Consider the following 15,115-nt stretch of genomic DNA (forward strand, 5'->3'; position numbering starts at 1 on the left):
ATAAGGAAACAGGCTGTCGGGGTTACCCGACAGCCTGTTTTAGTTCAAGAGCGTCATTCTTCCTCATCTTCGGCTTTATCCGTTTCTTGCTCTTGATCATTGACTGTGCCTTGATCTTTGTCGTTCCCTTGAATTTCTTTATCTGTATTCTCTTTGTTTTGATCTTTGTCTTGAACCGGATCTTTTTCTTTATCCGTTTCCGTTTCTTTTTCTGGTTGTATATCTTTTTCCGGTTGTTTATCTGTATCTGTATTTTTGTCTGGACCGTTCTCTTCTTTTGAGTCTGTTTTTTTACCTTCGTTAACTATTTTATCTTTTCCGCGATCATCTTTATTTTTCGTGGAATCCTCTTTGGAACTTGTCTTTTTAGCGCCGCTTTCAACATGTTGGGAAGGGGCTGATTCTTTACCGACAATGTCGACGGCCGTTACGTAATAAGATCCGCCAGAGCCGACTTTGTAAACAAGATTCTCCCCAGCATTGATGCTCGCCACTTTTTTGCCGTCTTTATAGACACGATAACCGACGACATCTCCTTCATGATGCAAGCCCCATGTAATCTTACCGTTGCTGATCGCTATGGATAGGGGATCTGGTGCTTTGCCATTATCATTCAATTTCGCTGTCGCCCCGACGACATTTCCTGATTTTTCGGCTCCGGGAATCACGGATCCCGGGTCAACGACATATCTCAACCCGATATCTGCAAAGGAATCTGGATTCAACATGAACCCGCCGCTTTTGAATTCGCCAGGTGTTTGCGGAAGGGCTGCGTAGCGTTTGCTGCCAACTGATACATATTGTCCATCTATGAAACTATCATCCGCCCTGGATGGAGCATACTTGGCGATGAATAAATCCGATTTGACAAGCCCGGCCTTTTGGCATGAGCTTGAAGGAAGCAGTCCTGAAACGCCACAGAAGGAACGGCTGACAATTCCGCCAGGCATTTCGAATCGCTTATCGGGGTCGACGAGTTTAGGGTCGACTTTATATGCGGCATTGATCAGATCTGCCCAATAATATAAATTACGTTTATTATATTCAAGTCCATTATAAGTCCCTTGCAAGGATTTCGGCTTGTCATAACCGAGCCATGTCCCGAACGATACATTCGGGTTGCTGGCTACAAACCAGGCATCCCAATAGTTTTGTGAAGTACCGGTTTTACCTGCCCAATCGCTTGAGAAGGCAAGGCGGTTCCTGACCGAGGCCGCCGTCCCGCTGTTTACGACATCACGCATCATATCGAGCGTCAGGTAAGCGGCTTGCGGAGAGAAAACATCCACTGGTTTCACTTTATGCTGATAGATGACTTTGCCATCCTTCGAAACGATTTTATCGATCATATAAGCATCGATGAATTCTCCTGAATTGGCAAAAGTGCCATATGCATTGACGTTTTCTTCAACGGTTACACCTTTTTCCATCGCACCCAATGACACGGCAAGATTAGAGTAATCCTCTTTCGTCACGGTGGAGAAGCCCATTTTTTCCAAATAGGAAGCCGGCCTGTTGTTGATTATTTTCATGTAAAAGAGCGCTGCCGGGATATTATAGGAATTCTTCAGGGCCTCGCGGGCAGTCGATACTCCCGTATAGCTGCCGCCGCCATAGTTTCCTGGACTCCACGGTTTGCCGCCTGTTGGAATGGAGATCGGCACGTTGGCCGATACGCTGCCAGGCGAGATCTTGCCCAGCTCGATGCCTGGACCATATATCACCAGCGGCTTCATCGTTGATCCGTTCGAGCGCAATGATGCGGTGGCATGGTTCGTCTGTTCCCGCTTGAAATCGCGGCCGCCTACGAAACTGATGATTTTCCCTGTTTTATTCTCGATAAGAATCGCTCCGGCCTCTACGGGCTGGCTCACGGTCTTCATTTCTTTCGTATCCGGGTCGGGGACTTGCGCCAGTTTATCGTACCCGAAATTTGGATAGTTTTTCGTTACTTCCTGCATCTTGTCATAAATCTTTTTGTTGACGGTCGTATATACCTTATAGCCATTTTGCCGCAGCTTACGATCTGCAAGTGCTAGATATTGAGCTTTTAAATCATCATTCTCTAAATCTTTCTCTTCATATCCATCTTCTTTTGCCAGACTGACAGAGAGGATTTTAATGGAGCGTTTTTCGATTTCATTGGTGAGCCATGGATATTTCTCGGATGGCATCTCCGTTTTACCGATAAAGTCTTTTGTTATGTCGTATGTTCTCGCTTTATCATATTCTTCTTTTGTTATGTATCCGTTACTATACATCCGCTTTAAAACGGTTTTCATCCGGTTGATGCCGGGTTCTTGATTTTCTTTCAGTTTTCCTTGCTGAGTATATGGTGTATAACCGAAAGGGCTTTGCGGCAATCCAGCAATAAAAGCGGATTGGGGCAGAGTCAGATCTTTGGCCTCCACGCCAAAAATACCTTCAGCAGCCGACTCGACTCCAGCGATGTTCCGACCGGAAGAATTTCGACCCAACGTGGAGACGTTTAGGTAGGTTTCCAAAATCTCTTCCTTTTCAAAGAACTTTTCGACCCGGAGCGCAAGAAGGATTTCTTTTGCCTTCCGGTCAAATGATACTTCGTTGGTCAGGATCTGGTTTTTAATGAGCTGCTGTGTTAATGTACTTCCTCCCGATTGGACGGTTGCATTCGAAAATTCCTGGTAAATCGCACGCAGGATGGCTTTCGGGACAACCCCGTCATGCTCATAAAAATACTCATCTTCTGTAGCGATGACTGCATTTTTAAGATGCTTGGAAACTTTATCGATGGACACTTCCTCACGCTCAAGGTCACTCTTAAGCTTGCCCAAGTATACTTCATCTGCAAAGTATACTTCAGAGGTCTCTTCATAATTGTAAATGTCTTTTTTCAAATCTTCTTTTGAGCGTACTGGCTCATCATTGACGAGGGCAGCGAAATAGCCGGCTCCGACTCCGCCGGCGAATGAGAATCCTAGGATCCCGACAATAATGAGGATCAGTGTTAAATTCCAAATGACTTGGTATGTAACCCGCGCGTTCTTATGTGTTTTTTCACTTTGGAAAAAACGGGTCAGCTGCTTCCAGACTGTTTGAAATCTATCTTTTTGATTATTATTCATCGTATCATACCCCCTGAAATCACATATATTATAGCATACAACCGGTAGGGGAAAGGGCATCTTTCTTATTTTTCTATAATCTGTAGGGTGATGTTGACAAGGATTCTTATGTATGATAAAAGTTTATTAACAACAATAAAATGATTAAATGATCGCGATGATAGGACCCAGTAGTCAGACTATCCCTGTTTCAGAGAGCCGGTGGTTAGTGGAAATCGGTACAAATGGTATGATGAATTACTTCCTGGAGCATTTGCTGTGAAATGATTAGTAGCAGGAAACGGCTGACGACCGTTATTCGTCTTGAGCGGAGGGCGTATTATGTCCTCAAGTTGGGTGGTACCGCGAATTCATTCGTCCCTTCATATTTATGAAGGGGCGTTTTTGTGTGCTTTTTGCGGGTTTTTTCTAAGATGGAGGAGGAATATTTAATGGAATTGCTTAAAGACCTCGAGTGGAGAGGAATTATTTATCAACAAACGGATGAAGAAGGTTTTAAGAACCTTTTGGAAAAAGAGAAAATTTCTTTATACTGTGGTGTCGATCCAACTGCGGATAGCATGCACATCGGTCATCTATTGCCATTCTTGACATTGCGCCGTTTCCAGCAGCACGGTCATCGTCCCCTTGTGCTGGTAGGCGGTGCGACAGGACTCATCGGTGATCCTAGCGGTAAAAAAGAGGAACGTCAGCTGCAAACGCTGGAAAAAGTGCTTTATAATGCAGACTGCATAAAAGGGCAGCTATCCCACATCTTTGAATTCGACGGTGAAAATGGTGCGGTCATGGTCAATAACTATGACTGGATAGGCAAAATCGATATGGTTACGTTCCTGCGTGATTACGGGAAATACATCGGCATTAACTACATGCTGGCAAAAGATACGGTTGCTTCCCGCTTGGATACGGGAATTTCCTTCACTGAATTTGCGTACACGATTTTACAAGGAATTGATTTCGGCCATTTATACAGCAATTACGACTGTAAATTGCAAATAGGCGGCAGTGATCAATGGGGCAACATTACGACCGGCCTTGAAATGATCAGGAAATCCAATGATGAGAATGCCAAAGCATTCGGTATGACGATCCCGCTCGTAACGAAAGCGGATGGAACGAAATTCGGTAAAACGGAAGGCGGAGCGATATGGCTTGACCCGGAAAAAACGACTCCTTATGAATTTTACCAATTCTGGATCAATACAGCAGATGCAGATGTCGTGAAATACCTTAAATTCTTCACATTCCTATCTCGTGAGGTGATTGAAGAGTTAGAGCAATCCGTACAAAACGAACCGCATTTGCGTAAAGCGCAAAAAGCTTTAGGGGAAGAAATGACCCGTTTGATTCATGGTCAGGAAGCTCTTGACCAAGCGATCAAAATCTCTGCCGCCCTATTCAGCGGTGAGGTGAAGAATTTAAGTGCAGCGGAAATCAAATTGGGCTTTAAAGATGTCCCTAGCTTCGAACGTGAAAGCAAGGAAGATATCGGTTTGGTCGATTTAATCGTTGAAGCGAAAATTTCGCCATCTAAGCGTCAAGCCCGTGAAGATATTCAGAACGGGGCAATCTCCATAAATGGGGAGAAAGTGACCGATCTGCAATATGTAGTGACGGAAGCCGCCAAGATTGAAGGGGAGTTCATCCTCATTCGTCGCGGCAAGAAGAAATACACATTAGTGAAATGATTGTCCAAAGCCCGGCTGAATCCCAGCCGGGCTTTGTTCTGTAATAATTTGTGAAAAAAAACGTTGATTGGAACGTGGGCACTCGCTTTCCGCGGGCACCCCCTAGAGTCGCTTTACCCAAAACCGTCGGGAGGATAAGCTATGATTTTGATTGGGGGAGGAGAATGGAAACCTAAGTCTAAATCTGCAGTAGTCACATTTAAAAGGGAGCAAAAGCCAATCTTACATGGAAGGGTTTGATCCTGGAACTTGATGCTATCTTTGAAAAGGTACCGAAACAGCTTTGTCTAAGCTCCAATAGGCAAGAGATTTCTGCAGATAAGAAGGAGGTAAGAATTACTTTCATTGAATGGTATGCTGTAACGGATTATCATGATTTTCTGGAATCTCCATCACGTCTACTCGAATTTGAGTCAGGATTTTTAGCTAATCAACATTTTATTTTGTTTAGTCTTTGTTGTTTTTCCTCATAATTGATACAAAACAAAACATGGCTATCAATAATAGTATTGCTGGAAACGTATAAAAGCTTCCGTTGTATTTAATAGAGTGATCTACTTTTAAGCCATACAAATAAATAAATAGGATAAAAGAAACAGATAGTGCTATAGTTCCGGCTATTAATTTCATAATATCACCTCTCTTTAGTTAATTTGTATTATATACTAAAAAGTGTATACTGTAATTATTGGAAAATTTAGAAAAATAGGAGGGGTAAAAAATGAGAATTAATAACCAAAAGTTTTACATTCAGCTTCTTAGTCTTTTCAGCCTGTTTATTCTATTAATAGGATCTCTGAATTTATCAAGGGTCTCAGCAGAAGGGGGAGACGATTCCATTGTAGAAATTGAAGGAGCTAATGTGGAATTAACAGTTGATGCTCCTTACAGTTTAACAAAAGACGATGGAACCTTAGTATTTTTTGATACAGTAGAAGACTATAATGCTTATTTAGATAGCCAAATTATAAAAATTGTTCCTATATGCGCAACGTGTAATAAAACTACAACAACAACCATTACTACTAATACAGCAAAAGAAAAATGGGTAAACTACCACCCTCTTACAAACGCTTGGGCTAAAGCTAGCAGTTATACTATTTCTCGTGGGAAATCATATACTATTTCTGGTTCTTATAGTTATGATGGATTTAATGTGGGTGTTAGCGTAGCTCATAATACCTCAGTTTCTACAACAATCCCAGCTAATTCAAAAAAATACAGTAGATTAGGTGTTTGGTCAGATATTACTTTCAAGAGATTTAAACACATAGTAAAAAGCCCGACTGGAAAGGTTATAAATATGTATTATTCAAATACTGCATACGGTGTTGGTGCTCCATATATAAAAGTTAAATATAAATAAGAAATCAAATACAGTATCTATTTTAAATGAATATATTATCTACAATAATTGTCTTAGCCTATTTCGTTACTGTATTTCTCCTACATTTATAATTTAAGTAATGTGGCGGTGACTTGGCTTTCGCTATATTTTTACTTATTATAATACTTTATAAAGTATTCTTCTCTGATATTAAAAACGTCCTCCTATTTCAAGAGAACGTAAAAATAAGCAACAGTCCACAACCTATTTTTTTATTGGAGTTTTCTAAACCTCCCCTAATTAAACAGGTTATCATACACCATTCTAAAAATCAGGAGAAAAAGAAAAAACCCTAGAAACACTGATGTATCAATGTTTTTAGGGTTTTCCTAATTGCTGTTAACAAAGCGTTTTTATTAACGAGAGTAGAACTCAACGATAAGAGCTTCGTTAATTTCAGCAGGCAATTCAGAACGTTCTGGTAAACGAGTGAAAGTACCTTCTAATTTCTCAGCATCGAAAGTAAGGAAATCAGGAACGAAGTTAGTTGCTTCAACTGATTCTTTGATGATTGAGAAGTTGCGTGATTTTTCACGAACTGAGATTGTTTGTCCAAGAGACACTTTGTAAGATGGAATGTCTACGCGGCTTCCGTCTACAGTGATGTGACCGTGGTTTACAAGTTGACGTGCTTGACGACGTGTACGAGCTAAACCAAGACGGTAAACTAGGTTGTCAAGACGTGATTCAAGAAGAATCATGAAGTTTTCACCATGTACACCTTTAAGTTTGCCAGCGCGGTCGAACATTGTGCGGAATTGACGCTCAGTGATTCCGTACATGTGACGAAGTTTTTGTTTCTCTTGTAGTTGCATTCCGTATTCAGAAATTTTTCTACGTTGGTTAGGACCATGTTGTCCTGGAGCATAAGGGCGTTTTTCTAATTCTTTACCAGTACCTGTTAGGGAAATTCCTAAACGACGGGATAGTTTCCAGCTTGGGCCAGTATAACGAGCCATAGGATGACTCCTCCTTTAAATGTTTTTATTTTGGTAAAATAAAAACCGTGTGAATGTACGATCATGACCATTTTGTTTTCATGTACCTTCGCCCTAGCAGCAGAGGGTTACGAGATACACCTCTGGATTGAGGAACAAAATGAGAACATAAAGGCTATCACATAGGCTGCAATATTTTACACAAAGAGTATTGTATAATATTCTGCTCAATGAGTCAAGGACAGTTGTGATAATTATAGAATAGAGAATGGCGGCAGGAAGAATACAATTTTATCATGAGATAATGAATACAACAATTATGGATGGTTTCCGGGATTGCTTGGAAGCCCTTGCCACGGGTGCCTTTGCATCATTTAAAAGTGAAATGTCAAAAGGGCCGGTGGGAAGTTATATATTGAGAAGGGTTCAGGAAAGGGTTTGTACCTGGGTACTGAAATGGAAAAGGGAGCAGGCATGGGTTGCCGCTCCCTTTAATTTTTATAGATGATTGGAAAGGATTTCAGCGAACTTCTCCAGTCCTTGCTGATCCATTTCGTCAAAACGGTCCGTTATCGGGCTGTCGATATCGAGGACACCAAGTAATTTGCCATCCTTCATGAGCGGGATGACAATTTCAGATCTTGATGCCGCATCGCAGGCGATATGTCCAGGGAATTGGTGGACATCCTCAATGCGCAGGGTTTTTCCTGTTGCCGCTGATGTCCCGCATACGCCCTTCCCCATTGGAATGCGGACACAGGCCGGAAGCCCCTGGAAGGGTCCCAGAATTAATTGGTCTTCTTCATATAAATAAAAGCCAACCCAGTTAATCTCATCGAGAAACTGATTAAGTAAAGCTGCCGCATTGCTTAAATTGGCTATCCTGTTCATTTCATCTTCGATTAAGGCAAGTAGTTGTTTTTGGACAAGTTCATAGTTTTTTTCTTTTTTTCCTTGATACATTTCGACATTAAACAAAAGCGTTCACCTGTCTTCCTCATATTTTTACAGCACTTTCTAATCATGATGCTCCATTGTTGGGAAATTGTCGAGAACTTACTAAAGGATTCAGGCTCTTTCGTGAAGAAGTAGTCCATAAGACTTGTCTCAAAGAAAGCGAGGGATTGCCTGAATGAATCGCCAGACGCCAACGAAACAAGCCATTGTGGATGCTGCATTGCATCTATTTCATTTAAAAGGCTATCATGCTACATCCATACGGGATATTGCGAATAAAGCGAAAGTGAACGCTGCCAATATTGCCTACTATTTCAAGAATAAGCAGGGGTTGCTGGAATTCTGTTTCACTTCCTATTTAGAAGAATATATCCTGGTCCTTGAGACGAACATGACGCTGCTTGAACTTAAAGGCCCGCAGCATTGCTTGATGAACCTTGTAAAGGATATTCTCGCTTTCCAGAGGGAAAACTTCCTTGCTGCAAGGTTCATATATGGGGAATCTTCACTCGATTCCAATTTAAACCGTGAAATTCATTCGACTTATTTTACAAAGGAAAAGTCTTATTTTCAATATATATTGGAACAAGGAATCAAGAGCAGGAGTTTCCAGCAGGTCTCCGTTCCCATGTATATGCTGCAGTTGAAGGGATTATTGACGGCCCCTGTCCTGCATACCCATTATGCGATGGATGTGCTTCATGTATTCCCTCAGGAAGCGTATTACACGAATATTTATGCCAATGAAGTCGGGCGTTTTCTGCAAGATACCCTTTTCATTGCCGAAGACCTGCAGCCGCTGTTAGCTGGCCGGGGCTGAGGTGTAAACATGAGTTACCCATTATACCCTGCAATCAGTGCCTGATGGCCCTGACCCAAATCTTTAGCCTGATGGGCATCGGACCCATAAATGAGCGGAATGCCGAGTTCTAAAGCACGCTTTGCAAATCGTTCAGGAGGGTAGGGTTCACCGCATAGCGGCTTTACAAGCCCAGCTCCATTATAATCCAGTTCATACCTTTGATCCTTGATCATTTCGAGAACCTTGTAAACCCGCTCGTCAAAACTTGCTGCCGGTGGATATCGATGCTGGAATTTATGGACAAGCGTAATGTGCCCGATCCGTTTTGGTTTATAAATGCCTAAATCAGTTTCTATTGATTTTTCCAGTGTATCGTAATATTTGGCATAAACCGATTCCACTGAACCTAGTTCATTGGCAATCTCAGCAAACCCATTTTCGCTGAAATCGATGCAATGCCAGTTGTTTTGATGCTTGATGAAGTGAACGGAAAGTATACTATCATCAAGGAATTCTCCGATTTCGTCGAGGAATTCTTTTGTTTCTTTTTCATACCCCTCTATAAAGTCAACCTCCAGACCTGTTTTGATCAGGATTTTGTCTTTATGGCGTTCTTTCAGTACGCGGAGCTCTTGAAAGTAATCCAGGAGCAGGGCAGCGTCCATCCCGCTGTCTTTTTCAGGCGTAGGATCTTGAAAATTTCGTGGCAATGGAGCATGTTCCGTAAATGTGATTTCCTTTAATCCTAGCTCGATTCCCCGCGTAATATATTCATCGAATTTATCCGTAGAGCCGTGAGGGCAAAACGGAGTGTGCACATGACCGTCAGCTTTCATGGTCCTTCCCTCCCAAAAAACAGGTATTTGTAGCAATTTTCTACAAAAAAATCATTTTTCTCGTCAAAAATTATTGCTAACATGGTATCATAAAAGCATTAAATTTAACATTTTTACAATTCATATATAAATAGCAAGACTGTAAGGACTAGAACAGGGGGCTTACCATGGATTACATAATTGGGGTAATTGTATTAATTTTGATTTTCATCATTTGGGGTTATTTTTTCAAAAAGAGATATTTTAAAGAAATCGATCGACTGGAATCCTGGAAAATAAGCATCACGCACCGCCCCGTGCTGGAAGAGCTTTCTAAAGTCAAACAATTGAACATGACAGGTGAAACAGAGGAAATGTTCGAAAACTGGCGCATTGAATGGGATGCCATCATTACGGATCATATGCCCGAAGTCGAAGAGCTTTTATTCGATGCCGAGGAATTCGTCGATAAATACCGTTTCAGCCGATCAAAAGAGATACAGCGCAAAATTACAGTCAAGCTGAATGAAATAGAGGAAATGATCAAAAAGATCCTATACGAACTGAATGAACTCGTAGGCAGTGAGGAAAAGAATCGATTGGAAATTGAGGATATCAAAGATTCTTACCGTCAATTGAAGAAATCCCTGCTTGCACACAGGCATAATTATGGGAAAGCGGCTGATAAGCTGGAAAGCTCCTTGGATGAAGTGTTGCAGATCCTTCAGAAATATGAAGAAGAGACCGTGAACGGCAATTATTTGAATGCGAGGGAGCTTGTTCTCACCATTAAGGACAAATTGGCGGTTCTGTCAGTTAAAATGGAAATGCTCCCAAAATTATTGGTTGATAGCCAATCCGAGCTGCATTCCCAGCTTAATGAATTGAAGGATGGTTATGAGGAGATGTCGGGACAGGGGTACCTGTTGAGCCATATCCAATTCGAGCAGGAGATATCACGGCTTGAGGAAGAACTGGATCTATATAAAACACAATTGGAAAATGCTGAAACGGAAGCAGTGGAAAAAGGCATTAAAGAAATGCGCGAAAGCATCGAGGTTCTTTATGACCTTTTGGAAAAAGAAGTACTTTCAAAACAGTATATCTTGAAAAATGATGAAATTCTCAGGAAAACGATTAGTGACCTTGAATATGAAAACGATAAACTTAAAGTTGAAACCATACATGTTCAACACACGTATCATCTGACGGAAAATGAGCTCGATGCCCAACGGAAAATGGAAAAGCAGATTGCCCAGATTTCAAAACGCCATCAATTGCTCGTCTTGAAAATGGAGGATAATGTGATGGCAAGCTCGCTTATCAGCGAAGAGATGCAGGGGCTTGCAGTACAGTTGAAGGAATTACAGGAAAATCAGAAAGACTTTACCGTTAAATTACAGGCTTTACGAAAAGATGAAATGGATGCCAGGGATTCACTGGCAGAATTGAAGCGCAAAATGGTCGATACTGGACGTTTAATTTCAAAAAGCAATATTCCAGGTCTTCCAGAAGAGTATAAAGTGGTGCTTCAGGATGCCAAAGAAAGCATGGATGACGTTCAGGGTAAACTTGAAGAAAAGCCGCTTGAGATGGCCGCTGTTTATATTTATTTGGAAAAAGCGGTTCAACAGGTGGATAAGGTCCACGAAAAAGCCCAAGAATTGATCGAGCATATGTATTTGGCCGAAAAGGTGATCCAATTCGGAAATCGTTACCGAAGCAGCCACGATATGGTAGCCGAGAGCCTAAGGGAAGCCGAAGCGAAATTCCGAAGCTATGAATATCAAGCCGCATTGGAAACGGCAGCCACTGCCATAGAAAAGGTCGACCCAGGCAGTTTACAAAAAATCGGTGCGAACATAGAAGAAGTCCTTTCCTGAAAACCCGCCATGGCGGGTTTTTTTCTTTTTGTAGATTAGGTGGGAAGTTAAATCATTCTCGGGAATAAAAAGAAGCGGGTATCCTATCATTCTTGGATCAGTGTTTTACATTCTCTTTCAAATTCAATTATGTTAATATTAGAAGTTGCAACAGCAACATTGAAACTTATATTTAGAAGAGTGACCATCATAGATATAAAAACATGGAAGGTGAACCCATGATTTATTTTGACAATAGTGCAACAACAAAACCATATCCCGAAGTAATCGAATCATTCATGAAGGTTACTTCGGACTATTTCGGGAACCCCTCTTCGCTTCATGGACTTGGGGTGCAATCCGAAAAACTGCTTTCCGCTGCCAGAAAGCAGATTGCTGATTTATTAAAGGTGAAGAGTTCGGAAATATATTTCACTTCCGGCGGAACGGAAGGAAATAATCTTGCCATTAAAGGGGCAGCCCACGCTCAGGGAAATCGCGGCAAACACATAATCACGACAGCGATTGAACATCCTTCTGTAGAAGACGCATGCCAATCATTGACGAGAATGGGATATGAGATCACATATCTTCCCGTTAACGAATTTGGACAAATTGATATAACCGATCTTAAGGATGCATTGAGGGAAGATACCATTTTGGTTTCCGTCATGCATGTTAATAATGAAGTTGGCTCGATACAGCCGATTGCTGAAGTGGGCAAATTGTTAAAACAATATCCAAACGTGCTCTTTCATGTCGATAATGTACAGGGAGCAGGCAAGGTTTCGTTATCATTGCGTGAAGCCAATGTGGATTTATGTACAATTTCCGGCCACAAGGTTCACGGTTTGAAGGGGACGGGCATCCTGTATGTTCGTGAAGGCGTTCGGGTCGACCCGCTTTTCCATGGTGGCAATCAGGAAACGAAAATCAGGAGCGGCACTGAAAATGTTGCTGGAATCGTCGCCCTTTCGAAGGCTTTGCGTATTAGTATGCACAATCAATTGCTGTATCATGATAAGCTTCAGCAAATCAAAACTTATTTATATAAAGGTTTGAAGGAAATGGACGGGGTGTTGGTTAACAGTCCCGAAGAGGGAGCACCCCATATTGTGAATTTTTCCGTTCCGGGTCTTAAATCCGAGGTATTGCTGCATGCACTTGAATCGGAAGGAATATATGTTTCGACGACTAGTGCCTGTTCTTCGAAAAAAAGGACGGTAAGCAAAACGGTGGACGCGATGTACCATCATTCGGCTCGTTCCGAAAGCGTCATCCGTATCAGCACTACCTATGGCAATGAAATGGAAGAAGCAAAGCAAGTTCTGGCGGCGATACAGAAAATAGTCGCTAATTTAGAAAAAATAATGAGGGTTGCTAAATGAAATTTGATCATATAATTATCCGTTATGGAGAAATCTCCACTAAAAAAAGAAACCGTAAAGGCTTTGTAGACAAAATGAAGGCACATATCCGCTGGAGTTTAAAAGATATAGAAGGCGTAGTGCTGACAGCCAACCGGGAGCGGATGTACGTTCTCCTGAACGGTGCTGACCATGTGCCGGTCATTGACCGATTGAAAGGCATTTTTGGAATCCAGACATTAAGCCCTGCAATAAAAATAGAGCGTGATCTGGAAGTGATGAAAACGGCCGCATTGTATTACCTTAATCATACCCTTGAAGAGGTAAACACGTTCAAAATCACGACAAAACGCGCCGATAAGGATTTTCCATATAATACCGATGAAATTAACAGGGCAATCGGCGGGCATTTGCTCCGAAATACAGAAGATTTAAAAGTCGATGTAAAGAACCCTGATTTGAACCTGCTGGTGGAAGTGAGACGCGAAGCCGTGTATTTGACAGGTGAAATCATCCAGGGTGCAGGCGGTCTTCCATTCGGTTCAAGCGGGAAGGCGATGCTGATGCTTTCAGGCGGGATTGATAGCCCTGTTGCAGGCTTCCTTTCGATGAAACGGGGATTGGACGTGGAGGCGATCCATTTTTACAGCCCGCCGTTCACAAGCGAGCGTTCACGTCAAAAGGTCATTGATTTGGCAGGTAAGCTGGCAGAAATTAATGGAAGCATGAAAGTGCATATCGTTCCATTTACGGAAATCCAATTATTGATTCAAAAACAAATCCCGGAAAACTACTCAATGACTACAACCCGTCGTTTAATGATGCGGGTCGCCGATCGCATCCGCGAAAAGGAAGAAGCCATGGCACTTATCACCGGTGAAAGCCTTGGGCAGGTTGCAAGCCAGACGATGAGCAGCATGTTTGCCATCAATGAGGTGACGAATACACCGATCCTGCGTCCGCTGATCACCATGGATAAGACAGAAATCATCAAAATAGCAAGAGAACTCGATACTTTTGAAATATCCAATCTGCCGTACGAGGATTGCTGTACGGTCTTTACGCCGGCAAGCCCAAAAACGAAACCGAAACGTGAAAAAGTCAATTACTATGAAAGCTTCGTCGACTTTGAATCCTTGATTGAAAAAGCGGTCTCCGAAACAGAAATATTAACGGTTAAACCGGGTCAGACTTTCGATAAGGAAGAAGCGATGGAAGACTTATTCTAGTATCCTATAATTACCAATAAAAATGTGCGAATGAAGCCATGTGTTTTAACACACTCTATAATCACAAGGAGGTGAAACACACATGGCAAACAACAACAGCTCAAACGAATTATTGGTACCTGGAGTTGAACAAGCTCTACAACAAATGAAATATGAAATCGCTACAGAATTCGGCGTACAACTTGGTGCCGACACAACATCTCGCGCTAACGGTTCAGTTGGTGGAGAAATCACAAAACGTCTTGTTCAAATGGCTGAACAACAATTAGGCGGAGGCTTCAACAGATAATTTCATAAATATGGCTACAGAGAGCGGGTTTTAACACCCGCTCTCTTTACGTTTGCAAAATTAATTCGTGGAAGCCGATTTAATAAATTCCTTAGTTTTACTACATATTTTTTACTGTTTTATATAATATGAAACATTATTGGAATGAAGGAAAGTGCGACATTCCTGCTAGCCGAGACCCCACCGAAAGGGAGTATGTGTAATGACTTCCACTCCATGCACTCGCTTTCCGCGGGCGGTCCGCCCTTGGCCACGCTTTTCCCGCAGTAATCTCGTACGTTACGTTCCAATCACTGGAACTTCTTTTTTAAGAAGCATTGTAGGGAAACTGGCTCTTCTTCTCCAATTCGTCTACAGTTGGGCAGTTCCATCAATTTTCCGGCAAAAGGAGTTCCGATTTGCTCTCGCCCAAACCAAAATTTTAAAGGTAAACTAGATAACTCTTCATAGTTTTTTTCAGTATTCCTTAAAGGGGTGAAGAGATGTGCGACACTCCTGCCGAATAACTGGGTAGCCAAGACCCCACAGGCGCATGCTTTGATGAGGCTTGGCAGACAGCCAGTGGAAGGGGAACGGGTTTCTGAAAGGGGGTATGTGTATTGATTTCCACTCCAGGCACTCGCTTTCCGCGGGCGGTCCGTGAGCCTCCTCGGCGCTCGCCTGCGGGGTCTCCCTTG

At 42.2% G+C, this 15,115-nt stretch carries 12 protein-coding genes and 1 other annotated feature; of the genes, 7 read left to right on the top strand and 5 right to left on the bottom strand.

Going from position 1 to position 15,115, the window contains the following annotated elements; translation table 11 throughout:
• Positions 1-53: 53 nt before the first annotated feature.
• Positions 54-3,104, bottom strand: coding sequence for a transglycosylase domain-containing protein (locus tag AC3WLU_RS03310; RefSeq protein WP_492596806.1), 3,051 nt, complete (start codon positions 3,102-3,104; stop codon positions 54-56).
• A 148-nt stretch (positions 3,105-3,252) separates the two neighbouring features.
• Positions 3,253-3,469 (top strand) — a binding site (T-box leader).
• Between the two features lie 66 nt (positions 3,470-3,535).
• On the opposite strand from AC3WLU_RS03310, the gene tyrS reads away from it, so the two are divergent.
• Positions 3,536-4,792: a tyrosine--tRNA ligase gene (gene tyrS, locus AC3WLU_RS03315; protein ID WP_134783648.1), complete on the top strand. Its 1,257-nt coding sequence runs from the start codon at positions 3,536-3,538 to the stop codon at positions 4,790-4,792.
• Between the two features lie 721 nt (positions 4,793-5,513).
• Positions 5,514-6,158, top strand: a complete 645-nt coding sequence (locus AC3WLU_RS03320; protein WP_492596807.1) for a hypothetical protein — start codon at positions 5,514-5,516, stop codon at positions 6,156-6,158.
• A gap of 377 nt (positions 6,159-6,535) precedes the next feature.
• Here AC3WLU_RS03320 and rpsD read toward each other — a convergent pair whose 3' ends face one another.
• Together rpsD and AC3WLU_RS03330 are read right to left on the bottom strand one after the other, a co-directional pair.
• Positions 6,536-7,138: a 30S ribosomal protein S4 gene (gene rpsD / locus AC3WLU_RS03325; protein ID WP_034309220.1), complete on the bottom strand. Its 603-nt coding sequence runs from the start codon at positions 7,136-7,138 to the stop codon at positions 6,536-6,538.
• 477 nt (positions 7,139-7,615) lie between these two features.
• Positions 7,616-8,095, bottom strand: a complete 480-nt coding sequence (locus tag AC3WLU_RS03330) for a GAF domain-containing protein (RefSeq protein WP_440439498.1) — start codon at positions 8,093-8,095, stop codon at positions 7,616-7,618.
• A gap of 154 nt (positions 8,096-8,249) precedes the next feature.
• Between AC3WLU_RS03330 and refZ the strand changes: the two genes are divergently transcribed.
• Positions 8,250-8,894, top strand: coding sequence for a forespore capture DNA-binding protein RefZ (gene refZ, locus AC3WLU_RS03335; RefSeq protein WP_034309217.1), 645 nt, complete (start codon positions 8,250-8,252; stop codon positions 8,892-8,894).
• A 14-nt stretch (positions 8,895-8,908) separates the two neighbouring features.
• Here the strand turns inward: refZ and hisJ are convergent, their stop codons facing one another.
• A complete protein-coding gene (gene hisJ, locus AC3WLU_RS03340; RefSeq protein WP_440439496.1) occupies positions 8,909-9,712 on the bottom strand; it encodes a histidinol-phosphatase HisJ in 804 nt (267 codons plus the stop codon).
• 167 nt (positions 9,713-9,879) lie between these two features.
• Between hisJ and ezrA the strand changes: the two genes are divergently transcribed.
• The 4 genes from ezrA (at position 9,880) to AC3WLU_RS03360 (ending at position 14,438) form a co-directional block, all read left to right on the top strand.
• On the top strand, positions 9,880-11,574 hold the full coding sequence (gene ezrA / locus AC3WLU_RS03345; protein ID WP_057276728.1) for a septation ring formation regulator EzrA: 1,695 nt from the start codon (positions 9,880-9,882) through the stop codon (positions 11,572-11,574).
• 218 nt (positions 11,575-11,792) lie between these two features.
• On the top strand, positions 11,793-12,941 hold the full coding sequence (locus AC3WLU_RS03350; RefSeq protein WP_492596808.1) for a cysteine desulfurase family protein: 1,149 nt from the start codon (positions 11,793-11,795) through the stop codon (positions 12,939-12,941).
• Complete coding sequence (gene thiI, locus AC3WLU_RS03355; RefSeq protein ID WP_440439494.1) at positions 12,938-14,149, top strand: tRNA uracil 4-sulfurtransferase ThiI; 1,212 nt, start codon at positions 12,938-12,940, stop codon at positions 14,147-14,149. The genes AC3WLU_RS03350 and thiI overlap by 4 nt, the downstream gene beginning before the upstream one ends.
• 82 nt (positions 14,150-14,231) lie before the next feature.
• Positions 14,232-14,438 (top strand): alpha/beta-type small acid-soluble spore protein, encoded by a 207-nt coding sequence (locus AC3WLU_RS03360; RefSeq protein WP_034309203.1) that lies wholly within the window; start codon positions 14,232-14,234, stop codon positions 14,436-14,438.
• Positions 14,439-14,904: 466 nt separating this feature from the next.
• Here AC3WLU_RS03360 and AC3WLU_RS03365 read toward each other — a convergent pair.
• Positions 14,905-15,115 (bottom strand): hypothetical protein (locus AC3WLU_RS03365; protein ID WP_492596809.1); only part of this gene is annotated, 211 nt, incomplete at its 5' end.

This window comes from Peribacillus sp. FW305-BF15, assembly GCF_058783805.1.

Coding starts and splice junctions, on each gene's coding strand:
- AC3WLU_RS03350 (WP_492596808.1), top strand. CDS start 11,793: ATGATTTATTTTGACAATAGTGCAACAACAAAACCATATCCCGAAGTA.
- hisJ (WP_440439496.1), bottom strand. CDS start 9,712: ATGAAAGCTGACGGTCATGTGCACACTCCGTTTTGCCCTCACGGCTCT.
- refZ (WP_034309217.1), top strand. CDS start 8,250: ATGAATCGCCAGACGCCAACGAAACAAGCCATTGTGGATGCTGCATTG.
- ezrA (WP_057276728.1), top strand. CDS start 9,880: ATGGATTACATAATTGGGGTAATTGTATTAATTTTGATTTTCATCATT.
- AC3WLU_RS03360 (WP_034309203.1), top strand. CDS start 14,232: ATGGCAAACAACAACAGCTCAAACGAATTATTGGTACCTGGAGTTGAA.
- tyrS (WP_134783648.1), top strand. CDS start 3,536: ATGGAATTGCTTAAAGACCTCGAGTGGAGAGGAATTATTTATCAACAA.
- AC3WLU_RS03310 (WP_492596806.1), bottom strand. CDS start 3,104: ATGAATAATAATCAAAAAGATAGATTTCAAACAGTCTGGAAGCAGCTG.
- thiI (WP_440439494.1), top strand. CDS start 12,938: ATGAAATTTGATCATATAATTATCCGTTATGGAGAAATCTCCACTAAA.
- rpsD (WP_034309220.1), bottom strand. CDS start 7,138: ATGGCTCGTTATACTGGCCCAAGCTGGAAACTATCCCGTCGTTTAGGA.
- AC3WLU_RS03320 (WP_492596807.1), top strand. CDS start 5,514: ATGAGAATTAATAACCAAAAGTTTTACATTCAGCTTCTTAGTCTTTTC.